Origin of the sequence: Massilia sp. CFBP 13721 (assembly GCF_014842025.1) — a bacterium.
In the GTDB taxonomy this organism is placed as follows: domain Bacteria; phylum Pseudomonadota; class Gammaproteobacteria; order Burkholderiales; family Burkholderiaceae_D; genus Telluria.
Window position 1 is genome coordinate 14,886 of sequence record NZ_JACYUY010000032.1, and the last position, 24,271, is coordinate 39,156.

Genomic DNA, 24,271 nt, shown 5'->3' on the forward strand with positions numbered 1-24,271 from the left:
TGCAGTCCTGGGCTCGAGAGCCCAGGCTACGCTTCGTTGCGAGTATCGGGTTTGCTGATGTTTGTGGGTGTTGTATAAGAAAAGCTTATGGAATCCTTAGGCGTGGAAAATACGTAGTCTGCTATAAGAGTCAGTCTGATAAAATTGGAGGTTCCCCTCTAAGTTCAGGAAGGCTGCACAGCATGGATTCGTCATCGGACAAAAAAGAAGAACTGCGCCAACAACTTCGGACCGCAGCGCTCGAATACCACCAGTTCCCACGTCCGGGCAAGATCAGCGTCACGCCGATCAAGGGCCTGCTGAACCAGCGCGACCTGGCCCTGGCCTATTCGCCGGGCGTCGCGGCGCCTTGCGAAGAGATCGTCAAGGACCCGGCGGCATCGTACAAATACACGTCGCGCGGCAACCTGGTGGCCGTGATCTCGAACGGCACCGCCGTGCTCGGCCTGGGCAACATCGGCCCGCTGGCCTCGAAGCCGGTCATGGAAGGCAAGGGCGTCCTCTTCAAGAAGTTCGCCGCCATCGACGTCTTCGACATCGAGATCGCCGAGAACGATCCGGATAAACTGGTCGACATCATCGCTGCGCTCGAGCCTACCTTCGGTGGCGTCAATCTGGAAGACATCAAGGCGCCCGAGTGTTTTTATATCGAGCGCAAGCTGCGCGAGCGGATGAAGATCCCGGTTTTCCACGACGACCAGCACGGCACCGCGATCATCGTCGGCGCCGCCATCCTCAATGGCTTGAAGGTGGTCAACAAGGACATCAAACACTGCAAGCTGGTCGTCTCCGGCGCCGGCGCGGCGGCCCTGGCCTGCCTCGACCTGATCGTCGACCTCGGCTTCCCGATCGAGAACATTTTTGTGACCGACCTGGCCGGCGTCGTCTATAAAGGCCGCGCCGAATTGATGGACCCGGACAAGGAACGCTTCGCGCAGGAGACCGAGCACCGGACCCTGTCGGACATCATCCCCGGCGCCGATATCTTCCTCGGCCTGTCGGCCGGCGGCGTATTGAAGCCGGAAATGGTCGCGCAGATGGGGCCGAATCCGATCATCCTGGCGCTGGCCAACCCGAACCCGGAAATCCTGCCGGAAGACGCGAAAGCGGTGCGCGGCGACGTCATCATCGCCACTGGCCGTTCGGACTATCCGAATCAGGTCAACAACGTGCTGTGCTTCCCGTACATCTTCCGCGGCGCCCTCGATTGCGGCGCGACGACGATCACGCGCGAGATGGAAATCGCCGTCGTGCACGCGATCGCCGACCTGGCGCATGCCGAGCAGTCGGACGTGGTGGCGACCACCTACGGCATCAACAACCTGTCGTTCGGCCCGGAATACCTGATCCCGATGCCGTTCGATCCGCGTTTGCTGACCCATATCGCGCCGGCGGTGGCCAAGGCCGCGATGGAAGGCGGCGTCGCCGCCCGTCCGATCGCCGATCTCGACGCCTATGCCGAAAGCCTGCAGCAGATCGTGTACCGCAGCGGCTCGTTCATGAAGCCCTTGTTCCAGGTGGCGAAAAGCACCCCGCCGGAACTCAAGCGCATCGTGTATGCCGAAGGCGAGGACGAACGCGTGCTGCGCGCGGTGCAGGTGGTGGTCGACGAGAAGCTGGCGCGTCCGATCCTGGTCGGCCGCCCGGCCGTGCTGGAGCAGCGCATCGAGAAGTTCGGCCTGCGCCTGAAGCTGGGCGTGCATTTCGACGTCATCAACCCCGACTTCGACGAGCGCTACCGCGACTACTGGCAGACGTACCACCAGATGGTGATGCGCAAGGGTGTCACCGTGGACATGGCGAAACTGGCGATGCGCCGCCGCCATACGCTGATCGGCGCGATGATGATCCACAAGGGCGACGCCGACGGCATGATCTGCGGCACCTACGGCACCACCTGGACCCACCTCGACTTCATCGACAAGGTGCTGGGCAAGCGCGCCGGCGCCAACGTGTATGCGGCGATGAACTTCGTGATCACCGAGGAGCGCCAGATCGCGATGGTCGATACCCACGTCAACGACAACCCGAGCGCCGCCGAGCTGGCCGAGATCACGATGATGGCGGCCGAGGAGCTGGAACGTTTCGGCATCGCACCGCGCGTGGCGCTGCTGTCGCATTCGAACTTCGGCACTTCCGACAGCGAGTCGGCGCAGAAGATGCGCGCCACGCTGGCGCTGGTGCAGCAGAAGGCGCCGCACCTGGAGATCGATGGCGAGATGCACGGCGACGTCGCGCTCGATTCGAAGCTGCGCGCGAAATTGATGCCGCAATCGACGCTCAAGGGCGACGCCAACCTGGTGGTGATGCCGAACATCGACTCGGCCAACATCGCCTACAACCTGCTCAAGACGGCGGCCGGCAACGGCATCGCGGTCGGACCGGTGCTGCTCGGCTGCGCCAAGCCGGTGCACATCCTGACGCCGTCGGCCACGGTGCGCCGCATCGTCAACATGACCGCGCTGTGCGTGGTCGACGCGGTGTCGAACCGCTGATCTGCATGACGATCGGGCTGCTAAAAGTTCAGTCCGATTCGTCGATTATTGAGTGGACTCACAGGCGAGCGTGCTCGCCTGTTTTTTCGTGTCCAAACAAGTAACAATCCGTAAGCGTCTTCCGCCGGAGCGTCATCCCGGCGAATAATGTGTGTAATTTGCTCATTTTTCCTACTCTGTATCGCTTTGCCTGGCCAAAGTCCGCCGTAACAATGTAAGGTTGTCTGGTCAATATTTGTATGTACGAAACTCATCGAGAATACAAATTATGCAAAAAACAACTAAAAGAGCCGTCATCACTGGGATTACCGGGCAGGATGGTTCCTATCTTGCTCAACTGTTGCTGGAAAAGGGTTATCACGTCACGGGCACGTTCCGCCGCGCCAGTTCCACCAATTTCTGGCGTATCGAGGAACTGGGCATCCAGGCCCACCCGAACCTGGCCCTGGTCGAGTACGACCTGACCGACCTGGCGTCGAGCCTGCGCCTGATCCAGAATGCGGAACCCGACGAGGTGTACAACCTGGCGGCGCAAAGTTTCGTCGGCGTATCCTTCGACCAGCCGCTGACGACCGCATCGATCACCGGCCTGGGCGCCGTGCACCTGCTCGAGGCGATCCGCCTGGTTAACCCGAAGGTCCGTTTCTACCAGGCGTCGACCTCGGAAATGTTCGGCAAGGTGCAGGCCATCCCGCAGGCCGAGGACACGCCGTTCTACCCGCGCAGCCCGTATGGCGTGGCCAAGCTGTACGCGCACTGGATGACGATCAATTATCGCGAGAGCTACGGCATCTTCGGTTCCCTGGGCATCCTGTTCAACCACGAGTCGCCGCTGCGCGGCCGCGAGTTTGTCACGCGCAAGATCACCGATGCGGTCGCCAAGATCGTCCAGAACAAGCTCAACCTGCTCGAATTGGGCAACCTCGACGCCAAGCGCGACTGGGGCTTTGCCAAGGAATACGTCGACGGCATGTGGCGCATGCTGCAGGTCGACCAGCCCGGCACCTACGTGCTGGCCACCAACCGCACCGAGACCGTGCGCGATTTCGTCACGATGGCCTTCCGGGCCGTCGACGTCGCAGTCGAATGGAGCGGCAGCGGCGAGAACGAAACGGGACGCTGCGCCCGCAGCGGCCAGATCCTGGTACGCACCGTGCCGAAGTTCTACCGTCCGGCCGAAGTCGACCTGCTGATCGGCAATCCGGAGAAGGCGAAGCGCGAGCTGGGCTGGGAACCGAAGACGACGCTCGAGGAGCTGTGCCAGATGATGGTCGAGGCCGACCTGCGCCGTAACGCCCGGGGTTTTTCTTTCTGACATGGGCGGCACGATGCTCGCTTCCAAGTCCGACCTGAATCCTGGCTCAGGGGCCGATCCACACACCGACCTCCAGCTTGAAACCGACCTGCGCGAAGGCGAGGGCAAGCGCGCCCTGGTCACCGGCCTGCGCGGCTTCACCGGTTATTACGTGGCGCGCGAGCTGGCGGCGGCCGGGTACCGAGTATTCGGCACTGTCAGGCCGGGCAACGATCTCGGTACCGATGTGCTGGCGGTCGACCTGTGCGACCGCGCGGCCGTCGGCGCCATGGTCGAACAGGTGCAGCCGGACGTCGTGGTGCACCTGGCCGGCATTGCCTTCGTCGCCCACACCGACGCCGAACAGATCTACCGCGTCAACGTGGTCGGCACCCGCAACCTGCTCGAAGCGCTGGCAGGCGCACGCCACAAGGCCTCGAGCGTGCAGCTGGCCTCGTCGGCGAATATCTACGGCAACGCCGACGTCGCCGTCATCGACGAAAACGTGGCGCCGGCGCCGGCCAACGATTACGCCGTCAGCAAGCTGGCCATGGAATACATGGCGCGCCTGTGGATGGACAAGTTGCCGATAGTTATCGTGCGTCCATTCAACTATACCGGCCAAGGGCAGAGCGACAATTTTCTGTTGGCAAAGATCGTCGCGCATTTTCGCCGCCGCGAACGCAGCATCGAACTGGGCAACCTGGCGATCTCGCGCGACTTTTCCGACGTACGCATGGTGGCGCGCAGCTACCGCAGGCTCCTCGCGGCGGCGCCACGCGGCGAGGCTTTCAACATCTGTTCAGGGCGCAGCAATTCGCTGGCCGAGGTCATCGACCTGGCTTCCGGGATTGCCGGCTACCGCATCGAGGTGCAGGTCAATCCCGCGTTCGTGCGCGCCAACGATGTCCTGACGCTGTCGGGCAGCAATGCGAAACTGGCCGGGGTGATCGGGCCGCTCGACCCGCCCCCTCTGGCAGAGACCTTGCGCTGGATGCTGCAGGGCTAGACGCCCGTAACCCTGGAAGGTTGACCATGGACAGTTCAGTGTCCGAATGCATCAGGCCCAGAGCGACGACGACGCTGCGGGCGCGGACCTGTTCTTTTCCGATCGCACCTATGCGCGTTCTTCACTTTTACAAAACCTATTTCCCTGACAGCATCGGCGGTATCGAACAAGTCATCCGCCAGCTGTGCGTCGGCACCGGCCGCCTCGGGGTGACCAACACGGTGCTGTCGCTCTCGCGCGAGAAGAACCTGGCGCCGATCGTCTTCGACGGCCATACCGTGCAGCGCGTGCCGCTCGATTTCGAATTTGCCTCGAACGGCTGCTCGCTGGCCTCGCTCGGCGCGCTGGCGCGCCTGGCGGCGCAGGCCGACGTCGTGCATTACCACTTCCCGTGGCCGTTCATGGACCTGGCCCACTTCCTGGCGCGCGTGAACAAGCCGACGGTGGTGAGCTATCACTCCGACATCGTGCGCCAGAAAAAACTGTTGCGCCTGTACCAGCCGCTCAGGCAGCGTTTCCTGGGCAGCGTCGACGCCATCGTCGCGGCCTCGCCGAATTACCTGGCGTCGTCGGCGGTACTGGAACGCTACGCCGACAAGACCCGCGTCATCACCTACGGCCTCGACCAGTCCACCTATCCGCAGCCCGATCCGGCACGGATGGCGCACTGGCGCGAGCGGCTCGGCCCGAAGTTCTTCCTGTTCGTCGGCGTGCTGCGCTATTACAAGGGCCTGCACGTGCTGCTCGAGGCGGTGAAAGACACTGGCTATCCGGTCGTCATCGCCGGCACGGGGCCGGAAGAAGCGGCCCTGAAGGTACAAGCCGCACGCCTGGGATTGAAGAACGTACTGTTTACCGGCGCCGTCAGCGACGACGACAAGGTTGCCCTGCTGAGCCTGTGCTACGCGATGGCTTTCCCCTCGCACCTGCGCTCGGAAGCCTTCGGCATTTCACTGCTGGAAGGAGCGATGTTCGGCAAAGCGATGATCTCGTGCGAGATCGGCAGCGGCACCACCTACATCAACATCGATGGCAAGACCGGGCTGGTGACGCCGCCGGACGACGCGCCGGCGCTGCGCGCCGCCATGCGCACGCTGTGGGAGAATCCGGCGCTGGCGCGCGCCATGGGGGCGCGTGCCGCGGCCCGCTTCCGGACGGTGTTTACGGCCGGGCAGATGGCGGCCGGTTACACGGCGCTCTACCGCGAAGTCATCGCGCGCCATGCGGCGCAGCCGGCGCTCGCCCCGCTGGGCGCCCATCCGGCCAAGCCGGAATAGCCGGCGCACTGGCCACGACCCTTACGCCGCTTCGGCCCAGCGCTCGCGCACGGCGCGGATCGCCGGCAACTGGCCGACGAACAGGTCGATCAGCGCCGGGTCGAAATGCTTGCCCTTCTGCTGCACCATGTGCGCGACCGCTTCCTCTTCGGTCCAGGCGCGTTTGTACGGGCGCACCGAGGTCAGGGCGTCGAACACGTCGGCAATGGCGACGATGCGGCCGGTGAGCGGGATCGCATCGCCGGCCAGGCCGTTCGGATAGCCACTGCCGTCGTATTTTTCGTGGTGGGTCAGCGCAATCTGGTGCGCCAGCCGCAGCATGCCGTCGCCGTGTTCGCCGATGATCTCGGCGCCGATCGTCGCATGGCTCTGCATCACCTTCCATTCGTCGGCATCGAGCGGTCCGGCCTTTTGCAGGATGCGGTCGGGGATGCCGATCTTGCCGACGTCGTGCATGGGCGCGGCGTGCAGCAGGTCGTCGGCTTCCTGTTCCGTCATCCCGGCGGCCAGGCCGAGAAGGCGCGCGAAATGGCTCATGCGGATCACGTGCAGGCCGGTCTCGTTGTCCTTGTACTCGGCCGCCAGGCCGAGGCGCTGGACGATCGCCAGGCGCGAGGCTTTCAGTTCCTCCATCCGCACCAGCGACAGGTGGGTACGCACGCGCGCGCGCACCACCGGCGGGCTGATCGGCTTGGTGATGTAGTCGACCGCGCCGGCGTCGAAACCCTCGAGTTCATCGGCGGTGTCGGACAGCGCCGTCACGAACACCACCGGAATCGGCGCGGTGAACGGGTTGGCTTTCAGGGCCGCGCACACTTCGTAGCCGCTCATGCCCGGCATCATCACGTCGAGCAGCACCAGGTCGGGGCGTTCCTTGTTCGCCAGTTCGAGCGCGCGGGCGCCGTCCTTTGCGAACAGCAGGCGGTAGTGGTCTTGCAGGATCTGGCGCAGCAGTTGCAGGTTGCTCGCTTCGTCGTCGACCGCCAGGATCAGCGGCTTGTTACTGGTAGTGCTCATTACATCGTTTCCTGTGGTGTAGTGTCATCGTGCTCGCCGAGTGCGGAGATGATCGCGGTAAGTACGGCGTCCAGCTGCTGCTGGGCGAGGTCGAAATCGAAATCGGACAGCGCCGCCTGCACTTGCGTGACGTGGGCGGCGGCCGGATGCCCGGACAGCGCGGCGGCCAGGCCGGCCAGCGCGGCGTCGTCGAGCGCGCCGCGCGCGAGCGCCACGCCCAGCAGGCGGCCGCTACGCAGCGCACGCGGCAGGTCGGCCGCGCTTGGCGGCGCCGCCGGCGCCCGGCCGGCGGCAGGGCGTTCGGCGCGGATCGCCAGCAGCGCCGCGGCGTGCGCTGCCGCGGCGCGCGCCAGCGCGTCGGGCAGCAGGGCGACACCGGCCAGGTGCTGGCCCTTGTCTCCTTCGGCCAGCTGTTCCACTTCGGCCAGCGCCTCGGCCAGCAGTTCGAGGCCGATGTTGGCGGCCACGCCGCGCGCCTTGTGGGCGAGCATGCGCAGCGACGGGTAGTCGGTGCCGTCCAGGAAGCCTTGCAGGAACTGCGGCAGCAGCGCGTGCTGGCTGTGGAAGTGTTCGAGCGCTTCGCGCCAGGCGTCTTCCTTGCCGCCCCAGCGGTGCACACCGCCATGGCGGTTGAGCACATGGCGCTCGAGGGCTGGCGCGGCGTCGCCGGCGGCGGAGGCGGCACCCAGGCCGAGCACACGCGCGATTTCATGCGACAGCGCGACCCAGTCGACCGGCTTGGTCGCGAAACCGTCCATGCCCACTTCCGCGCTGGCGCGGCGGTGCTCGGGCAGCACGCTGGCCGTCATCGCGATCACCGGCACGCGCGGGCGGCCGGACTGCGTTTCCTGTTCACGGATGCGGCGTGTGGCGTCCAGGCCGTCGAGCACCGGCATCTGGAAGTCCATCAGGACCAGGTCGAATTCCTGGCGCGCAGCCATCTCGACCACGGCGCCGCCATCCGCGACCGCCGTCAGCGTATGGCCGCGGCGCGCCAGCAGCAGTTGCAGCAATTCGAGGTTTTGCGGCACGTCGTCGGCCGCCAGCACGCGCAGCGGCGGCAGGGCGGCGGCGGTGCGTACGCGCGCCTGTTGCGGCGCGAAGCGCGCCACCACCAGCGGCAGCATCACGTGGAAGGTGGTGCCCTCGCCTAGCACGCTTTCGGCCCAGATGCGGCCGCCCATCAATTCCACCAGCTGCTTGCTGATCGTGGTGCCGAGACCGGTACCGCCGAAGCGGCGCGTCATCGAGGCGTCGGCCTGGGTGAACGGATCGAAGATCGCCTGCAGGCGTTCCGGGGCGATCCCGATGCCGGTGTCCTTCACGCTGACGTGAAGCATCCCTTCCTGCTGCCCGGCGCGCAGGACCACGCTGCCGGCGGCGGTGAACTTGATCGCGTTGTCGAGCAGGTTCGTCAGCACCTGGCGGATGCGCAGCTCGTCGCCGCGCAGGTTGGTCGGCAGCGCCGGGTCGTAATGGAGGTCGACCTGCAGGCCCTTGGTGCGGGCGTTGGCCGCCAGCGTCGAGGACAGCTCGTCGATCAGGGACAGCAAATTGAAATCGTTGATTTCGAGTTCGACCGCGCCTTTTTCCAGTTTCGCGGTGTCGAGGATTTCGTTCAGCAGGCGCAGCAGCGAGCGGCCGTTGCTGCGCACCGTATCCAGGTGGCGGCGCTGGTCCGGCGCCAGTTCGCCGTCGAGCAGGACGTCGGTGAAGCCGAGGATCGAATTCATCGGCGTGCGGATCTCGTGGCTCATGTTGGCCACAAAAGACGCGCGCGCGGCGGCGGCCTGCTCGGCCGCCTCCTTGGCCTCGCGCAGCGCGTCTTCCATCGTACGGCGTTCGCTGATGTCGAGGATCACGCCGTCGAGCCAAGCCAGTTCGCCCGCCTCGTTGCGCACGCCGGTGCCGTTTTCCCACATCCAGCGGGTGCTGCCGTCGGCGTGCAGCAGGCGGTATTCGACCAGGTAGGGGCGGTCTTGCGCGAGCGCCGCCTGGATCGCCTCGGACACGCGCGCACGGTCGGCGGCGTGGATCATGGCGCCGAAATTGCGGCGCGCAGCGGCGCCCGGCGGGTCGCCGATGAAGTCGCGCGCCGGGTAGCCGGCCACGCGCTCGACGGCGTCGCTGATGAAGACGATCGGATGCGCACCCTCGATGCGGCTGCGGTACGAGATGCCGGGGATGTTGCCGATCAGGGAGCGGAACTGCGCCTCGCTGGCGCGCAGCGCGGTCTCCATCTGGCGTCGTTCGGTGATGTCGGTGACGAAGCAGACGAACAGTTCGCGCTCGCGCAGGCGCGCGTGGCCGACGGCGACGCGCAGCGGCACCAGGCTGCCGTCGCGGCGCCGCGTTTCGACCTCGGCATTGTTGGCCGCGGCGCCGCCGCCGCTGTCGCGCAGGTAGCCGAGCAGGCCGCCGCCGGTGTCGGCGCGCTCCGCGTCGGTCATCAATAACCGTATATTCTTGCCGATGATCTCGTCCCGGCGCCAGCCGAAGATTTTCTCGGCCGAGGCGTTGAATTCCTCGATCGTGCCGTCGCGGTCGATCGTGATCACGCCGTCCACCGTGGTGGTGAGCAGGGCGCGCATCCAGGCTTCGCTGCGCGAGAGTTCGAGGAACAGTTGGCGATAGCGCAGCAAGCCGTTCGCACCCAGCACCACGACCGTGAACAGCACCGTGATCAGCGAGATCGCCAGAGCCAGGAAAGTGGTGTCGGTGATGAACGTCGCATTCGGGTCGACCGTGCCGACGAAGCGCGCGGCGGCCATGCCGGTGTAGTGCATGCCGGTGATGGCGCAACCCATGACGATGGCGGCCACCAGCAGGCGCTGGCCTTCGCCCATGCGGCGCAGGCGGGTCAGGCCGAAACGCACCCACAGGGCCAGCGTGGCCAGCACCACCGCCACCACGATCGACAGGCCGAAGGTGAAAGGATCGTAGCGCAGGTCCAGGCTCATGCGCATGCCGGCCATGCCGGTGTAGTGCATGGCGCCGATGCCGGCGCCGACCAGCACGCCGCCGACGAGCAGGCTGCCGGTACCGATGCGTTCGCGCGCGATCAGGGTCAGCGCCACATACGAGGCGCCGATGCTCGGCAGGTTCGACAGGATGGTGATCATCGGGTCGTAATCGACCTGCGTGCACAAATTAAAGGCCAACATGCCGATGAAGTGCATGGCCCAGACACCGGCGCCGAGCGCCAGGCTGCCGGTGAGCAGGAACAGGGTGCGCTGGCGCGTCTGCTGGCGCGCCTGGCCGGCAATCTGCAAACCCATCCATGAAGCGAAGATCGCCACCAACAGCGACAAAACGACGAGTTTCGGGTCGTAGATCCCGTAACTGAGCAGCGACGGATCGTCGGGCAACATGAAAAGCGACATGGGGGTTTTCGGCAGAAGAGGGCGCCCGGGGCGGGCGGCGTCATCGCCAGTATGACATTTTCCGTACGGAAAGTCTTTCCGATATTACTGATTTGCTGACTTTCGGCGAATTTGTCGCGCAGCTGCCACCATCCGGATAAGCACAGGCTGCCCGGGGGGGCGCGCGTTGCACGCGCCGCCGGTGAAAGGACGTAGCCGGCTAGTCGGCCAATAGCGGCTGCCAGTCCCTGAACCAGTCACTGGCCTGCGGTTCCCACGGAAATACACCCGTCGTACTCGGGAAAATGATTTGCCAGGCACGAAAGTCCGCTTCCTTGTACAGCCACGATGTCCAGCCCATGTATTCTTTGCGCCTGGCGTCGGAAACCTCGCCGATCAGGCATTCGAAGCCGCCGCCAAGCAAGTCGGCAACGCGGGTTCCGGGCGCCATCACGGTTCCCGCCTGCATCTGTTCGTAGCAGGCATTGATCGCCGCTTGCCCGACTTCGGCGCGCAGCCCGACCACGATCAGTTCGGGCATGCCCAACGATTGTTCGATGCCGAGCGAATAGGAAAAGGGTGGCGATTCCTCGGTTGCGCTGACATTGATGATGTGCAGGCCGTAGGCCGCAATATCGGATAGCGCCTTCTCTTCGCGCGGATCGGCTTCAGGCGGTTTTTCCCAACGTTCCCATTGCGCGCCGACATGCGGCCGGAAGGCGCCCCAGCCGCGCGGCAAATCGCTGATTTCCGCCAGCGTGCTGTCGCGTTCGTAGACGCATCCCAGGCAAAGCAGCACGCCATCGCCGGGCTCCTCGGTCGTCGCATCGAGGAACTGCCAGTTGCCATCCCAATCGTGTGCAACCTGCAAGATCGGAAAGCGCTGGTGGACAACTTTCGAGGTCGAATACGTCAGGACATCGACGGCATCGGAAAACGGCCAGTTTGGGAAAGAATGGGTATGTGTTGTCGTCAAAACTGTTCCAGTATCAGTTTAATGATGTGTCCGTGCGCACACTATAAAGTGTGCTGCACGGAATCGGCATGGTCTTTTTTATAAAACTGGATGCGGGCGAAACGACTGCCTTGCCCAGCGCCTGGTAGCGTGGCGCGCTACCGCGACGCCCGCCTGGCAGCACTTTATTGTCCGCTGTTGCCGGGCAATACAGGGTTTGACAGGATGCGCCTGTCCAATCACGGAGGTCCCATGAAACGCATCCCTTTCGCTTCCCTGCTCAGCCTTGCGCTTGCCTGCGGCGGTGCACACGCGGCTGGCGGACCGTCGACGCCATCGCAGGCCAGCGCCAACCTCTCCGGCGTCGTCGTCATCGGCTCGATCCTGACGGTGGCAGCCGCCGGCAGCGTGGTCGTCGCCAGCGCGCGCACGGTGGGCGACGGGCTCGAGGTCGTGCTGGAAGGCGCGGCCGACGCCAGCCGCGCCACGGTCCGCTTGTCGAGCGCGGCCGTCGGCGGCTTGTCGATCGCCACCGGCACCGTGCTGGAAGTCGTCACTGTTTCCACCGGCCAGGTACTGGTCATGTCGGGCCGGGCCATCGCCTTCCTGCCGAACGAGGCGGGTAAAGGATTGCTGCACCATGCGCGGGCGATCTGAGATGCGACGGCTGCTGCCGACGCTGTTGTCGGTGCTGCTGTTGGCCTGTGCCCCGGCGGCCTACGCAGGCCAGGCCTGCGCCGACAAGCCGCTGACGCCGAACGAGGTCATCCGCTCGATGGAGCTGGCGCGGCAAACCGTGCAGGCGCTCGACGCCAGCGGCGCGCGCGTGGCGCTGGTGTCGCGCGCCGGCCAGGACTTGAGCCGCTACGGCCTGCGCTATTCGCACATGGGCATCGCCGTGCGCGACCATCCACGCGGGGGCTGGACGGTCGTGCATGAACTCAACGATTGCGGCACGGACGCGTCGGGCCTCTACTACGAGGGCATGGGCAATTTTTTCCTGACCGATTTGCACCGCTTCGAGGCGCAATTAATCATTCCCGGCAACGCCCTGCAGGAACGGCTGGCCGCATTGTTCACCACGCGCACGCCCCTGCGCCTGCACGAGGCGCGCTACAACATGGTGGCCTACGTATATTCGACGCGGTACCAGAACTCGAATCAGTGGGTGCTGGAAAACGTCGCTGCCGCCAGTGCACCGCCGGGTGAAGTAGCGACCAGGGAAGAGGCGCAAGCCTGGCTGAAAGGCATGCGCTTCCAGCCGCCCACGCTCGCCATTTCCGCTTCGACGCGCCTGGGCGGACGCATGTTCCGCGCGAACGTGGCGTTCGACGACCATCCGTTCGACCGGAGGATGGCGGGGCAGATCGATACCGTGACGACGGATGCGGTAAGGCAGCTGGTGCGGGCGGTTGATGGGGAGATGAAGACGCTGGTGGTGGATTAACCGGCGCCAGAATGCAAAAACCCGCGTTCTTCAGTGAAGAACGCGGGTTTTTTGTATTCGTGCTTGGTGCCGGGAACCGGAATCGAACCGGTACGCCTCGCGGCGCGGGATTTTGAGTCCCGTGCGTCTACCTATTCCGCCATCCCGGCAACGCGCTCCGCATTATCGCTGATTTGCATTGCAGCGGCAACAGTTTCCCGGTTTGAAAGATCGCTGCGGCGTGCGGCGGGAGCAGGCACGGGCACCGGGTTGCTGGCCGCCGTGCCCGCCAGCGCCGCCTGCAGGGTGCGCAGGGTCGGGATCGGGCCGGTGACTTCGAGGGCGTGGGTGCGGATGCGCACGCTGACCGCCTGGGCGCGCCAAGGGCCGGCGCCGGCCTTGACGTAGCGGATGCGCTCGGGGCCGGCACTGGTTTCAATAAAGCCCATCTCGCCCAGGGCGCTGCCCAGCGTGGCGCGCATGTGGCAGGCGTCGAAGCGGGTGCTGATGTCGAGCCGGCCGGGGGCGCTGGCGCACAGGGGCAGGGCGATGCCTGCCAGCACCGGCAGCACGATGATGGCGAGGGGGGCGTCGGGGAAAGCGGCACGTAGCGCCAGCACCAGCAGCGGGGTGCCGACCGCCAGCGTCAGGCCGTAGGCGGTGAGCGGGGTCAGGCCGCGCAGGGCGGCGTGACGGGGCGCCTGTACGATTTCCGAGAACATTACGCTTTTCATGTTGTCTCCTCTTAAGGGGGCGGCTCGGGATCGGCAAGGCGCTTTGGCCATTGTCGGCCTCGCTTGCGCCCTGGAGTTGACGTGACACAAGGACCGGACGGGGTCGTTGTCCAGGCCGGGCACGCCCTGGATGCTTGCACGTCGACATGACCGAACCGTTGCAACTCGCCAATGGAGGGACCATGAAACGACCATTGATCGTGCCGGGCGCCATCTTTGCAGCCATCCTGTCAGCCGCCCTCGCGGGCGCACCGCAGGCGCAGGCGCAGGTGATCGAGCGCAGCGTCGCGCTGGACACCGTGCCCGACGGGTCCGGCGGCCTGAATGCCTTTTTCGGCGACACATTTACAGGCGCGCAAAGCGGGAGCGGCTTCACCGACCTGTTCACGTTTGCCGTGGCCGGCACCCCCTTCGATGCCAGCGCCTCGGTCACTTCCGCCTTCCTCGATTCGCCAGGCTCGAAGGATTTACTGATTACCGGCTTTTCCCTGTTCCGTTACGACCCGCAAACGCTGGCCGTCATCGGCAACGCGGTGGCGGGGATCGATTTGACCGGGTTTGGCGATAATCCGGTCGATTCCTGGGCGCTGACGGGCTTGAACCTGGCCAGCGGGTCGTACGCGCTGCGGGTGGATGGACAGGTCGTGGGGAGCACGGGCGGCAGCTTCGGCGCCGACCTCACCGTGTCGCCGATACCGGACGCGCCCGCCTATGCGCTGCTGCTGGCGGGCCTGCTGGGCGGCGGCGCGCTGGCCTGGCGGCGCGGCTTGCCATTGGCCGTTCCCGAAAAGCGAAGCCGCCCGGATGGGGCGGCTTCTGGTTGACCGGAGCGGTTGCGGCTCAGGGCGCGCGCCGGTACAGGCGGAAGCGTTCGTCGCGGTCGGACGCGCGCCGGCCTTCCCACAGCAGCGTGCCGCCGCGCGTGCCCCAGGTACGGGTGAGGTCGCGTTCGCCACGGGTCTTGACGCTATCCTGCAGCAGCACGTAATCGCATTGCCCGCCTTCCATGCCGGCGAAGGGCAGGCGCCCGAAATAAGCGAACGAGGCGCGCTGGGCGGGGGCAACGTTGGTGTCGATGCAGCCGGCGTCGTGCGGCAGCTTGGCGGCGATCGCCTGCGCCACGCCGGCGTAGCTTTTACTGTAGTTCAGGTCCGGCAGGAACAGGGTCATCAGCAGCACCCACAGCAGGATCAGTCCGCTCGAGGACAGCACCACCGCGCGCCACAGCACGGTGCGCGTGCGCGACACGCGCCAGCGCACCAGCCAGATCCAGCCGATCGACACGGCGGCGGCCACCGTAAAGGCGACGATACCGAATTCGGGCGTAAAACCCGGCACCAGCTTCAAGGCATTGTGCGACAGCTTGGCCGGCCAGCCGGTCAGCTTGGCGATCCAGAACAGCCAGACCAGCGCCGCCAGCGTGGTCAAGGCCATCACCGAGAACCAGTCGATGGCGTTGATCGCGCCGCGCTTCATGGTCGGCAGGCCGAAGGCGGCCATCAGGGCCAGCGGCGGCAGCAGTTTCAGTAAATCTCCGTTTTCCGGCGTCGGGTCGCACAGGAACAGCGCGGTCAGGGCGCCCAGGAAGGTCAGCGGCAGCACGATGTGCAGCATGTTTTGCTGGCGCCGCCAGGCCCAGATCGCCCAGCCGGCAAACGGCCAGGCCGGCCAGAAGAACCAGACGCCGACGCGGAAGAAGGCCTTGATCGAGGCCCAGCCCGGCAGGGCAAACTGGTGGACGTTCGAGCCGAACCACTGCGCGATTGGCGACTGGCCGTAGGGTTGCACCAGGCTGGCCGGCAGGATCCACACCAGGGTCACGGCCACGGCGGCGGCGGCGGCGAGCGCCATGTGGCGCAGCGCGTTGCCGGCCGGGATGTGGAACAGCTGTGTGCACAGCAACAACGCCAGCAGCAGCGCCAGCGGCGACAGCGGGCCGCGGGTGAGCGCCAGCGCCCCCAGCGACAGGCCGACCAGGGCGGCATTGCGCACGCTGGCGGTCTCGATGTAGCGCACCGCGCGGTACAGGAAATAGGCCACCAGCGAACCCTGCAGGGTGACGGCCAGCGTTTCGTGGCTGTACAGCAGCAAGCCGAGCGAGCCGAGGTAGACCAGCACGGTGGTATCGGCCAGGGTGCGGCCATAGGCGTCGGGTTCGGGCTGGCCGCCAAAGGCCAGGCGCAGCGGCTGCGCTTCCGGGCGGCGGCCGAGGTGGAAGGCGGTGTACCAAAGCGACATGCCGCCCATCACGAAGATGCCGAGGTTCGACACGCGCGCGGCCAGCACGTCGCCCAGCAGCCAGCCGAACAGTTTGATGCAGACGGCGCCGAGCCAGAACGCGAGCGGGCCGTCTTCCAGCGCGGGGAGGCCGGCGATATTCGGATACAGCCAGTCGCTCGGGCCGCCCCTGGCCATCGTCCACATGATGCCGAAGCTGCCGGCGTCGTCCTTCCACGGATCGCGGCCGATCAGGCCCGGCAGGATATACAGCAGGCCGAGCGCGAACAAGGCCCAGCGCGGCAGGGCCAGCGTGGCGGCGGCGGGGAGGCGGACTGGTTTCATCGATAAGTCAGGTGCTGGAATGAATGTCGCGCTAGTATAGCGGCGAAAAAAAAAGAAGCCGGGAACCGGCTTCTTCTTGAGCTTGCGTAGGAGCGCGAGGCTCCCAGGCGGGTCTTGCTTAGCCGTTCGCGACCGAGGTCTTCGAACCGACGGCGCCGAACTTCTGGCGGAACTTCTCGACGCGACCAGCGGTGTCGACGATCTTGTGCTTGCCGGTGAAGAACGGGTGCGATTCAGCCGAGACTTCGATCTTGATCAGCGGGTAGTCTTTACCTTCGAAGTTGATCGTTTCGCGGGTGTTGATGGTCGAACGGGTGATGAATTTGAAGTCGCACGACACGTCGTGGAAGACGACTTCGCGGTAATCTGGATGGGTTTCGGTTTTCATGGTTCTGCCTTGGGTTTATTTGGTAGCCAAACAGCACTTCGTCGGTCGTCCTGCTTCGTGACCCGATTGCCGCTCACTTGCCTGGGTGAGTACTGCTGAACCGACGATTATAAAACGGTTGCGGGTTCGTGGCAACCGCGGGGTGGTTGTGACGTTTATCGGCGGGCATGCCCGCCGGTTGCGCAAATAAAATAACGTAGGGCGGGCATGCCCGCCGAAACGCTGCGTACCGGTTGCGCAAATAAAAAAGGGCAGCCGCAGCTGCCCTCATCGATGCTTTAACGGTAATTACCCGCCGCGGCGCATCATGTCGAAGAACTCGATATTCGTCTTCGTCGCACGCATCTTGTCGAGGATGAACTCCATCGCTTCGATCTCGTCCATCGAGTACAGCAGCTTGCGCAGGATCCAGATCTTTTGCAGCTGGTCCGGCTTGATCAGCAACTCTTCGCGGCGGGTGCCCGATTTGTTCAGGTTGATGGCCGGGTAGACGCGCTTCTCGGCCAGGCGGCGCTCGAGGTGCACTTCCATGTTGCCGGTGCCCTTGAATTCTTCGTAGATGACGTCGTCCATGCGCGAGCCGGTTTCGATCAGGGCGGTCGCGACGATGGTCAGCGAACCGCCTTCTTCGACGTTACGGGCGGCGCCGAAGAAACGCTTCGGACGCTGCAGCGCGTTGGCGTCGACACCACCGGTCAGCACCTTGCCCGAAGCCGGGATCACGGTGTTGTAGGCGCGCGCCAGGCGGGTGATCGAGTCGAGCAGGATCACGACGTCCTTCTTCATTTCGACCAGGCGCTTGGCCTTTTCCAGCACCATCTCGGCAACCTGCACGTGGCGGGTGGCCGGTTCGTCAAAGGTCGAGGCGACGACTTCACCGCGCACCGAACGCTGCATCTCGGTCACTTCTTCCGGACGCTCGTCGATCAGGAGGACGATCAGGGTCACGTCGGGGTGGTTCGAAGTGATCGCGTGGGCGATGTGCTGCAGCATGACCGATTTGCCGGACTTCGGCGAGGCCACCAGCAGGCCGCGCTGGCCCTTACCGATCGGCGAGATCAGGTCGACGATGCGGCCGGTGATGTTTTCGGCGCCGTTCATGTCGCGCTCGAGGCGCAGCGGCTCGTTCGGGTGCAGCGGCGTCAGGTTTTCAAACAGGATGCGGTGCTTCGAGGCTTCCGGCGATTCGCCGTTGACCTTGTCCACCTTTACCAGGGCAAAGTAACGCTCGCCATCTTTCGGCGTACGCACTTCACCTTCGATCGAGTCACCCGTATGCAGGTTGAAGCGGCGAATCTGCGACGGCGAAATATAGATGTCGTCGGTCGATGCCATGTAGCTCGCATCGGGCGAGCGCAGGAAGCCGAAGCCGTCAGGCAGGACTTCGAGGGCGCCATCGCCGAAGATCTGTTCGCCGGACTTGGCGCGTTTCTTCAGGATCGCGAACATCAGTTCCTGCTTGCGCAGGCGCGCTGCGTTGTCGATGTCGAGGCCGATGGCCATCTCCAGCAGCGCGGAGACGTGCATTGCCTTCAGTTCAGATAAGTGCATGTTGTGTGGGTGTCCCGTGACGGGAAATAAAGGTAGGGGAGGGAACTGCGTGGGTTAGTTAAAGAAACTGCGTCGGGTTGGGAAGCGGCCGGAGCCGACCGGATTCCCGTCCGGACAATGGCGGCAGTGCGGGCGCGCTGCCGCCGCTATGCGTCTTTGGTTTTTAGTTATTAGATATTGCTGTCGATGAAGGCAGTCAGCTGGCCCTTGGCCAAGGCACCGACTTTTTGCGCAGCGACTTCGCCGTTCTTGAACAGGATCAGGGTCGGGATGCCGCGGATGCCGAACTGGGCCGGCACGGCCTGGTTGGCGTCGACGTCCATCTTGGCGATCGTGATCTTGCCGTTGTATTCCTTGGCGACTTCTTCCAGGATCGGGGCGATCATCTTGCACGGACCGCACCACTCGGCCCAGAAATCGACCAGTACCGGCAGATCGGACTTGATCACGTCGGTGTCAAAAGAAGCATCGCTGATGTGTTTAATGTTTTCGCTCATGTTTTCCTCAAAGGGATCAAGGTACGCCTGGAGACTCATGCCGTTCCGTTGGCAGTCGTCCGGCTTCCGGTTACTGATACGGCTGGTTGCAACGCAAAGGTGGAGACAATGCGCGCGAACTCAATATATGGAAGGGCGTCTGGAGGACGTCAGGCGGGGGATTTAGGCCGAATAATACCTTATTTTTCTCAAAAGTGTTCGGGCGTTTGTACAAAATCTAAGAGTCTATTCCAGTGGGCCGGAGGAAGCAGCGAGTGATGGATGGCAAGCGCGGGCAAGGCGCGAGGAGGGCGCATGGCGGGCCATGTAACCGACGAGCAACGCAGCACCCGCTTGTCATACGCGCTCGCAGCGACTCCGGCCTACTGGAATAGACTCTAAGTGCTTTCCTAGCGCGCCAACGCCGCGCGCAACTGGTCGAGCGCGATGGGCTTGCGGAAGATGCCCGCCACGTGCAAGCCGAGCACGCGCGCCAGTTCGCCGGCCGCGTCGCGCACCCCCGAATCCATTCCCGAGAGCAGGATCACGCCACCGCGAAAGCCGCGTTCGGCCGCCGCCTGCAGGAATTCGATGCCATCCATGTCGGGCAGCGCCAAGTCGCAGATCAGCACGTCGGGCCCTTCTTCGGCCAGGGTCGACAAGGCATGCCGCGTGCTGGCTTCGGTGTACACCGCGCGCACCCCGATGGTGTGCAGCATGTCTTTCAACATCTCGAGCATGAAACGGTCGTCGTCGAGCACCAGCACGCGCGGCGGCTGGCCATCGCCAGACACGGCGAAGTTATTCATACAAATGGTTCCGCAGAATTATTTACTGGCAGCGATTATGTGCGAGAACAGACGTACATGGCACGTCGTGTTCAAAATATTCTGTCGGCATAGGCCAGCCGTGTCCAGTCAGCCGACACTGCCCGTGTATTGGATCAGGTGGCCGGGATGCCACATGGTGACCACCGAGGCGACGCGGCCGCCCGAGGTGGTCTTGCGCTTGAGCACGAGGCAGGGGGTGCGGCTGTCGATGCCGAGCAGCTCCGTCACTTCGCGCGGCGCCCCCGAGGCCTCGAGGCTATAGGTGGCGCCTTGCAGCGGCGCGACCGCCATCAGGTGCTCGTTCGGGGTGATGCTGCCGAAATCCTGCTCCAGGTAGGCGGGCGCGCAGGCCGGGTTGACCCAGCGGTCTTCGACCTGGATCGGCACCTCGTTTTCAAAATGCACGATCAGCGAATGGAACAGCGGGGCGCCCGGCGCCAGTTCGAACTGCAGCGCCAGCGCCTCGGCCGCCGGCGCGCCTTCCAGCACATGCAGGCGGCTGGCATGGCGGTGGCCGCGTGCACGTACCTCGTCGGCGATGTTGCGGATCTCGACCAGGGTCGCCTGGTATTTGCGCGGCGCGACGAAGGTGCCCGAGCCCTGGCGCCGGGTCAGCACCTGCTCGGCGGTCAGTTCGCGCACGGCGCGGTTGACAGTCATGCGCGAGACGCCGAACTGGCGCACCAGGGCCTGCTCGGACGGCACCAGGTCGCCTTCCTTCCAGCGGCCGGTGGCGATTTCGCCGACCAGGTAGTCCTTGATCTGCTGGAAAATGGGGGTGCTCGCTTGCGCGCTCGATTCGTTCAAGCTGCTCTCCGAAAGGCGATAATTGATGACCATTGAATGTGCCGATTCTATCGCGAATTCGAAAGCAAGCAGCAAGATGCGCAGCCGCGTGTGCGGTGCGAGGATAACGCTATCCACCATTACCGGACATGCGCCATGAAGATCGAGACCATCGCCGCACCATTTGCCAGCCTTGAGGCGCGCTGGGCCGCCGTGCAAGCGCGCGACCCTGGCGCCGACGGCGTCTTTTATTATTCGGTACGCACCACCGGCGTCTATTGCCGCCCCTCGTGCGGCGCGCGGCCCGCCTTGCGCGCCAACGTTGCCTTCCACGCCAGCTGCGCCGATGCCGAAGCGGCCGGCTTTCGCCCCTGCTTGCGCTGCAAACCCGACCAGCCGCCACTGGCCGAGCGCCAGGCACAGGCCGTGGCCGCGGCTTGTCGCCTGCTCGATGCCGCAGACGACGCGCCCGACCTCGACGCGGTGGCGCACGCCGTGGGCATGAGCCGCTTTCACTTCCAGCGCGTATTCAAAGCCCATGCCGGCGTGACGCCGAAAGCGTATGCCGCGGCGCGCCGGGCTGCCCGCGTGCGCGCCGCCCTGGGCCAGGAAAACACCGTCACCGACGCGCTGTACGCGGCCGGCTTCAACTCGAGTTCGCGCTTTTATGCCGGCAGCGAGGCGATGCTGGGCATGGCGCCGGCCAGTTTCAGGAAGGGCGGCGCCGGCGAGGAGATCCGCTTCGCGGTGGGCGCCTGCTCGCTCGGCGCGATCCTGGTGGCAGCGACTTCGCGCGGCATCTGCGCGGTGCTGCTGGGCGACGATCCCGACCTGCTGCTGCGCGACCTGCAGGACCGTTTTCCCAAGGCGCGGCTGATCGGCGCCGACGCCGGGTTCGAACAACAGGTGGCGCAGGTGGTCGGCCTGGTGGAAGCGCCGCGCATCGGCCTGGACTTGCCGCTGGACGTGCGTGGCACCGCCTTCCAGCAGCGGGTGTGGACCGCCTTGCGCACCATTCCCGCCGGCGAGACGGTTAGCTATACCGAACTGGCGCAACGCATCGGCGCACCGGCGGCGGTGCGCGCGGTGGCCGGGGCGTGCGCGGCCAATCCGGTGGCGGTGGCGATTCCCTGCCACCGGGTGGTGCGCACCGATGGCGGTTTATCGGGATACCGCTGGGGGATCGAGCGCAAAGCGGCGCTGATCGCGCGTGAAAAAGACGCAACGCGCAAATGAGCGCACACGTTGTGCTTGACCCGTAAGGTGGGCGGGTCCCCCGCCCACGCGTTCAACTATCCGTTGTATAACGATGCGCGGTTATTCACCTGTGCGTTGAACGCGTGGGCGGCAAAGCCGCCCACCTTACGGGTCTGCGCGGCGTCCTCTGCATGTTTGGCATCGTCACAACGCGAAGACAAACCTCATTTTTTCGCCGCCTCCTGCGCCAGCGTCTGCGCCAGCTTTTCGCGCCCGGCATCGGCATACGCCACGCAGGCCCCCGGATTCACAAAAGCCGCGTTGCCGAGCTGCTTCTGCTTGGCTTGCCTTTCCAGTAGCCCGCCGGCATCCGGGTGCGCCGTCACCAGGATGTCGCAGGGCAGCGCCGCCACGCGCGCGATCGAGCGCTCGATGTCGCGCTTGGCGTTCGGGTAGAGCGCATCGCCGCTGTAGCGGAAGTTCGGCCCGGCGATCGCCGTCAGGCTGTCGGCATACACCATGTTCACCGTGCGGCCGTTTTCCAGCGCCTGCCAGGTCCAGCTGACGCCGCCCTGTGTATGCCCCGGCGTGTAATGCGCCTTGACTGACAGGGTTCCCAGCGAGACCGACTCGCCGTCGCGCACGCTGCGCACGGAGGCGACCGGCGTCATGTCGGGCAGGTTGCCGAACTGCGGGTCGCCCTTGTTCGGCTTGCCGGTCTCGAGCACCGCTTGCGCGGCCGGGCTGGTGAGCACGGTGGCGCCGCTCAAGCGCTGCAGTTCGGCCACGCCGCCCACGTGGTCGTAATGCTCGTGCGAGGTCAGGATGTAGCGGATGTCTTCCAGTTTAAAACCGAGCTGGCGGATGTGGGCGGCGATCTGCACCGCCGCCTTGGGACTGGCGCCGTCGATCAGGATGTGCCCGGCGGGCGAGGTGATCAGCACCGAACTCAGGCCCGCGGTACCGACATAGTAGCTGTTGCCGTAGAGCTGGAACGGATCCTGCGGCCCTTCCCATTCGGCGGCGAGGGCAGGGGCGGTGACGAGCAGAACAGATGCAAACAGGGCGAGACGTTTCACGGGGATTCCCAGGGTGGATGGATGACGATTGCTTTCGTGAAATGATAACGAAAAAACAGGCAGGGAAGGTGGCCGGGCATGTCCAAGCCGGAAGGACTTCGCTACACTGATGTTTTGCTTTTATTTAATAAACGGAGAGTCCATGCAGTCCAGCCTCAAGCAGTGTTCAGCGTTCGTCCTTGCCGCCCTGGCGTCCTTCGGTGCGCAAGCCGACACGGTCATCGTGAACGCAAACGGCTACACGCTGAACGCCAAGGGCGACCTGGTGCAGTTCGCCGCGCTCGCTTTCGACGACAAGGGCAAGATCCTCGCCGTCGGTACGGCTGCCGACGTGGCGGCAAAGGCGCCGGGCGCGCGCCAGGTGGATATGCAGGGCAAGACCGTGCTGCCGGGCCTGATCGATGCCCACGGCCACGTGTTCGGCCTGGGCCAGATGCTGACGCAGCTCGACCTGTCGCAGACGACCTCGCTCGAAGGCGCGCTGAAGGCGATCGGCGACTACGCCCGCGCGAACCAGAACCAGGCCTGGCTGCGCGGACGCGGCTGGAACCAGGAAAACTGGAAGCTGGGCCGCTTCCCGAGCGCTGCGGACGTGGATAACGTGGTCAGCGACAAGCCGGTCTGGTTCGAGCGCGTCGACGGCCACGCCGGCTGGGCCAACAGCCGCGCCCTGGAAGCGGCCGGCATCACCGATAAAACCCCGGACCCGGCCGGCGGCAAGATCATGCGCGACGCCAACGGTAAAGCGACTGGCGTGCTGGTCGACGCGGCGCAGGACCTGGTGACCAAGGTCTTGCCGGCGCAGACCGAAGCCGAAGGGCGCGTGGCGCTGGATCGTGCCCTCGGCGCCCTGGCCCGCGTCGGCGTCACCAGCACCCACGACGCCGGCCTGGGCGTGGCGGAAGACCGCCTGTACCGCGCCTATGCGGACCAGGGGAAACTGACTGCGCGCATCTACGGCATGATCGGCGGCACTGAAAAAGATTTCGACGCATTGGCGAAAAATGGCCCGCTGAAAACTTACGGCAACGACATGTACGCCCTGCGTGCCGTCAAACTGTATTCGGACGGCGCCCTGGGCAGCCGTGGCGCCGCCCTGATCAAGCCCTACAGCGACGAACCGCATTCGCACGGCTTGCTGTTCTACAAGTTGGAGCAGATGGACGCGATGATGAAAAAGGCGATGGCGCGCGGCTATCAGGTGAACGTGCACGCGATCGGCGATGCCGGCAACCATCAAATCCTCGACATCTATAAAAAGGAACTGGGCGTGACCAAGAGCGCGGCCCAGCGCCACCGGATCGAGCACGCGCAGGTCGTGACGCCAGCCGACATCGTGCGCTTCAAAACGCTGGGCATCATCCCGTCGATGCAGCCGACCCACGCCACCTCGGACAAGAACATGGCGGAAAGCCGCGTCGGCCCTGAACGCATCAAGGGCGCCTACGCCTGGCGCACCTTCCTGCACCAGGGTTCGCGCATCGCTTGCGGTTCCGACTTCCCGGTCGAGTCGCCGAACCCGTTCTTCGGCATCCACGCAGCCGTCACGCGCCAGGATGCATCCGGTCAACCGATTGCCGGCTGGTATCCCAACCAGGCGATGTCCCTGAAGGAAGCGTTCCGCTGCTTCACGCTTGATGCAGCCTATGCGGGGCATGCCGAAAACAGCTTAGGCTCGCTGGAGCCTGGAAAATGGGCCGATTTCATCGTGGTCGACCAGGACTTGTTCAAGGTGTCGACCTACGACATTTACAAGACGGGCGTGCTGCAGACCTGGGTGGCGGGCAAGGCGGTTTTTACAAAGTAGGGTGGACGGGTTTCCCGTCCACGCGG

Annotated in this window: 20 protein-coding genes and 1 tRNA gene; 9 read left to right on the plus strand and 12 right to left on the minus strand. The window is 64.9% G+C overall.

The window, feature by feature from the left end; all coding sequences use genetic code 11:
• Nucleotides 1-182 precede the first annotated feature (182 nt).
• The 4 genes from IFT60_RS22985 (at nucleotide 183) to IFT60_RS23000 (ending at nucleotide 6,075) form a co-directional block, all read left to right on the plus strand.
• The gene (locus IFT60_RS22985; RefSeq protein WP_192056153.1) at nucleotides 183-2,495 is read left to right on the plus strand and encodes an NADP-dependent malic enzyme; all 2,313 of its coding nucleotides are present in this window, start codon (nucleotides 183-185) and stop codon (nucleotides 2,493-2,495) included.
• Between the two features lie 268 nt (nucleotides 2,496-2,763).
• Nucleotides 2,764-3,810 carry a GDP-mannose 4,6-dehydratase gene (gene gmd / locus IFT60_RS22990; RefSeq protein WP_192056156.1) on the plus strand — a complete coding sequence of 349 codons (1,047 nt, stop codon included), beginning with the start codon at nucleotides 2,764-2,766 and terminating at the stop codon, nucleotides 3,808-3,810.
• Between the two features lie 13 nt (nucleotides 3,811-3,823).
• Entirely contained in the window at nucleotides 3,824-4,798 is a 975-nt protein-coding gene (locus tag IFT60_RS22995; protein WP_192056158.1) for an NAD-dependent epimerase/dehydratase family protein, read from the plus strand.
• Between the two features lie 110 nt (nucleotides 4,799-4,908).
• The gene (locus IFT60_RS23000) at nucleotides 4,909-6,075 is read left to right on the plus strand and encodes a glycosyltransferase family 4 protein (RefSeq protein ID WP_192056160.1); all 1,167 of its coding nucleotides are present in this window, start codon (nucleotides 4,909-4,911) and stop codon (nucleotides 6,073-6,075) included.
• Between the two features lie 21 nt (nucleotides 6,076-6,096).
• Here the strand turns inward: IFT60_RS23000 and IFT60_RS23005 are convergent, their stop codons facing one another.
• The 3 genes from IFT60_RS23005 to IFT60_RS23015 all read right to left on the minus strand — a co-directional run bounded on the left by IFT60_RS23005 (nucleotide 6,097) and on the right by IFT60_RS23015 (nucleotide 11,430).
• Nucleotides 6,097-7,092 carry a response regulator gene (locus IFT60_RS23005; protein WP_192056162.1) on the minus strand — a complete coding sequence of 332 codons (996 nt, stop codon included), beginning with the start codon at nucleotides 7,090-7,092 and terminating at the stop codon, nucleotides 6,097-6,099.
• Nucleotides 7,092-10,475 (minus strand): MHYT domain-containing protein, encoded by a 3,384-nt coding sequence (locus IFT60_RS23010; RefSeq protein WP_192056164.1) that lies wholly within the window; start codon nucleotides 10,473-10,475, stop codon nucleotides 7,092-7,094. The genes IFT60_RS23005 and IFT60_RS23010 overlap by 1 nt, the downstream gene beginning before the upstream one ends.
• A gap of 199 nt (nucleotides 10,476-10,674) precedes the next feature.
• Nucleotides 10,675-11,430, minus strand: a complete 756-nt coding sequence (locus tag IFT60_RS23015) for a DUF4262 domain-containing protein (protein WP_197986436.1) — start codon at nucleotides 11,428-11,430, stop codon at nucleotides 10,675-10,677.
• Between the two features lie 231 nt (nucleotides 11,431-11,661).
• Between IFT60_RS23015 and IFT60_RS23020 the strand changes: the two genes are divergently transcribed.
• Both IFT60_RS23020 and IFT60_RS23025 read left to right on the plus strand, forming a co-directional pair.
• A complete protein-coding gene (locus IFT60_RS23020; protein ID WP_192056166.1) occupies nucleotides 11,662-12,066 on the plus strand; it encodes a hypothetical protein in 405 nt (134 codons plus the stop codon).
• 1 nt (nucleotide 12,067) lies between these two features.
• The gene (locus IFT60_RS23025; RefSeq protein ID WP_192056168.1) at nucleotides 12,068-12,856 is read left to right on the plus strand and encodes a DUF2145 domain-containing protein; all 789 of its coding nucleotides are present in this window, start codon (nucleotides 12,068-12,070) and stop codon (nucleotides 12,854-12,856) included.
• Between the two features lie 64 nt (nucleotides 12,857-12,920).
• Here the strand turns inward: IFT60_RS23025 and IFT60_RS23030 are convergent.
• Both IFT60_RS23030 and IFT60_RS23035 read right to left on the minus strand, forming a co-directional pair.
• A tRNA-Leu gene (locus tag IFT60_RS23030) sits at nucleotides 12,921-13,005 on the minus strand.
• Nucleotides 12,988-13,569, minus strand: coding sequence for a hypothetical protein (locus IFT60_RS23035; protein ID WP_192056170.1), 582 nt, complete (start codon nucleotides 13,567-13,569; stop codon nucleotides 12,988-12,990). Before IFT60_RS23035 ends, IFT60_RS23030 begins: the two co-directional genes overlap by 18 nt.
• Before the next feature lie 182 nt (nucleotides 13,570-13,751).
• On the opposite strand from IFT60_RS23035, the gene IFT60_RS23040 reads away from it, so the two are divergent.
• The gene (locus IFT60_RS23040) at nucleotides 13,752-14,393 is read left to right on the plus strand and encodes an FxDxF family PEP-CTERM protein (protein WP_192056172.1); all 642 of its coding nucleotides are present in this window, start codon (nucleotides 13,752-13,754) and stop codon (nucleotides 14,391-14,393) included.
• A gap of 16 nt (nucleotides 14,394-14,409) precedes the next feature.
• Here IFT60_RS23040 and IFT60_RS23045 read toward each other — a convergent pair whose 3' ends face one another.
• The 6 genes from IFT60_RS23045 to hutC all read right to left on the minus strand — a co-directional run bounded on the left by IFT60_RS23045 (nucleotide 14,410) and on the right by hutC (nucleotide 20,216).
• Nucleotides 14,410-16,131 carry an ArnT family glycosyltransferase gene (locus IFT60_RS23045; RefSeq protein ID WP_192056174.1) on the minus strand — a complete coding sequence of 574 codons (1,722 nt, stop codon included), beginning with the start codon at nucleotides 16,129-16,131 and terminating at the stop codon, nucleotides 14,410-14,412.
• Nucleotides 16,132-16,249: 118 nt separating this feature from the next.
• A complete protein-coding gene (locus tag IFT60_RS23050) occupies nucleotides 16,250-16,519 on the minus strand; it encodes a type B 50S ribosomal protein L31 (protein WP_192056176.1) in 270 nt (89 codons plus the stop codon).
• A 288-nt stretch (nucleotides 16,520-16,807) separates the two neighbouring features.
• Nucleotides 16,808-18,070 carry a transcription termination factor Rho gene (gene rho, locus IFT60_RS23055; protein ID WP_192056178.1) on the minus strand — a complete coding sequence of 421 codons (1,263 nt, stop codon included), beginning with the start codon at nucleotides 18,068-18,070 and terminating at the stop codon, nucleotides 16,808-16,810.
• 170 nt (nucleotides 18,071-18,240) lie between these two features.
• The gene (gene trxA, locus IFT60_RS23060) at nucleotides 18,241-18,567 is read right to left on the minus strand and encodes a thioredoxin TrxA (RefSeq protein ID WP_192056180.1); all 327 of its coding nucleotides are present in this window, start codon (nucleotides 18,565-18,567) and stop codon (nucleotides 18,241-18,243) included.
• A gap of 389 nt (nucleotides 18,568-18,956) precedes the next feature.
• A complete protein-coding gene (locus IFT60_RS23065) occupies nucleotides 18,957-19,355 on the minus strand; it encodes a response regulator (RefSeq protein ID WP_192056182.1) in 399 nt (132 codons plus the stop codon).
• 108 nt (nucleotides 19,356-19,463) lie between these two features.
• Nucleotides 19,464-20,216, minus strand: a complete 753-nt coding sequence (hutC, locus tag IFT60_RS23070) for a histidine utilization transcriptional repressor HutC (RefSeq protein ID WP_192056184.1) — start codon at nucleotides 20,214-20,216, stop codon at nucleotides 19,464-19,466.
• 102 nt (nucleotides 20,217-20,318) lie between these two features.
• Here hutC and ada point away from each other — a divergent pair, with 102 nt between their 5' ends.
• Nucleotides 20,319-21,398, plus strand: a complete 1,080-nt coding sequence (ada, locus tag IFT60_RS23075) for a bifunctional DNA-binding transcriptional regulator/O6-methylguanine-DNA methyltransferase Ada (protein ID WP_192056186.1) — start codon at nucleotides 20,319-20,321, stop codon at nucleotides 21,396-21,398.
• Nucleotides 21,399-21,583: 185 nt separating this feature from the next.
• Here ada and bla read toward each other — a convergent pair whose 3' ends face one another.
• Nucleotides 21,584-22,438: a subclass B3 metallo-beta-lactamase gene (gene bla / locus IFT60_RS23080; protein WP_192056188.1), complete on the minus strand. Its 855-nt coding sequence runs from the start codon at nucleotides 22,436-22,438 to the stop codon at nucleotides 21,584-21,586.
• Nucleotides 22,439-22,580: 142 nt separating this feature from the next.
• Between bla and IFT60_RS23085 the strand changes: the two genes are divergently transcribed.
• On the plus strand, nucleotides 22,581-24,245 hold the full coding sequence (locus IFT60_RS23085; protein ID WP_192056190.1) for an amidohydrolase: 1,665 nt from the start codon (nucleotides 22,581-22,583) through the stop codon (nucleotides 24,243-24,245).
• Nucleotides 24,246-24,271 lie beyond the last annotated feature (26 nt).

Coding starts and splice junctions, on each gene's coding strand:
- rho (WP_192056178.1), bottom strand. CDS start 18,070: ATGCACTTATCTGAACTGAAGGCAATGCACGTCTCCGCGCTGCTGGAG.
- IFT60_RS23050 (WP_192056176.1), bottom strand. CDS start 16,519: ATGAAAACCGAAACCCATCCAGATTACCGCGAAGTCGTCTTCCACGAC.
- IFT60_RS22985 (WP_192056153.1), top strand. CDS start 183: ATGGATTCGTCATCGGACAAAAAAGAAGAACTGCGCCAACAACTTCGG.
- IFT60_RS23020 (WP_192056166.1), top strand. CDS start 11,662: ATGAAACGCATCCCTTTCGCTTCCCTGCTCAGCCTTGCGCTTGCCTGC.
- IFT60_RS23040 (WP_192056172.1), top strand. CDS start 13,752: ATGAAACGACCATTGATCGTGCCGGGCGCCATCTTTGCAGCCATCCTG.
- IFT60_RS23005 (WP_192056162.1), bottom strand. CDS start 7,092: ATGAGCACTACCAGTAACAAGCCGCTGATCCTGGCGGTCGACGACGAA.
- IFT60_RS23085 (WP_192056190.1), top strand. CDS start 22,581: ATGCAGTCCAGCCTCAAGCAGTGTTCAGCGTTCGTCCTTGCCGCCCTG.
- IFT60_RS23025 (WP_192056168.1), top strand. CDS start 12,068: ATGCGACGGCTGCTGCCGACGCTGTTGTCGGTGCTGCTGTTGGCCTGT.
- IFT60_RS23045 (WP_192056174.1), bottom strand. CDS start 16,131: ATGAAACCAGTCCGCCTCCCCGCCGCCGCCACGCTGGCCCTGCCGCGC.
- IFT60_RS22995 (WP_192056158.1), top strand. CDS start 3,824: ATGCTCGCTTCCAAGTCCGACCTGAATCCTGGCTCAGGGGCCGATCCA.
- gmd (WP_192056156.1), top strand. CDS start 2,764: ATGCAAAAAACAACTAAAAGAGCCGTCATCACTGGGATTACCGGGCAG.
- IFT60_RS23035 (WP_192056170.1), bottom strand. CDS start 13,569: ATGAAAAGCGTAATGTTCTCGGAAATCGTACAGGCGCCCCGTCACGCC.
- hutC (WP_192056184.1), bottom strand. CDS start 20,216: ATGGTCATCAATTATCGCCTTTCGGAGAGCAGCTTGAACGAATCGAGC.
- ada (WP_192056186.1), top strand. CDS start 20,319: ATGAAGATCGAGACCATCGCCGCACCATTTGCCAGCCTTGAGGCGCGC.
- trxA (WP_192056180.1), bottom strand. CDS start 18,567: ATGAGCGAAAACATTAAACACATCAGCGATGCTTCTTTTGACACCGAC.
- IFT60_RS23065 (WP_192056182.1), bottom strand. CDS start 19,355: ATGAATAACTTCGCCGTGTCTGGCGATGGCCAGCCGCCGCGCGTGCTG.
- IFT60_RS23010 (WP_192056164.1), bottom strand. CDS start 10,475: ATGTCGCTTTTCATGTTGCCCGACGATCCGTCGCTGCTCAGTTACGGG.
- IFT60_RS23000 (WP_192056160.1), top strand. CDS start 4,909: ATGCGCGTTCTTCACTTTTACAAAACCTATTTCCCTGACAGCATCGGC.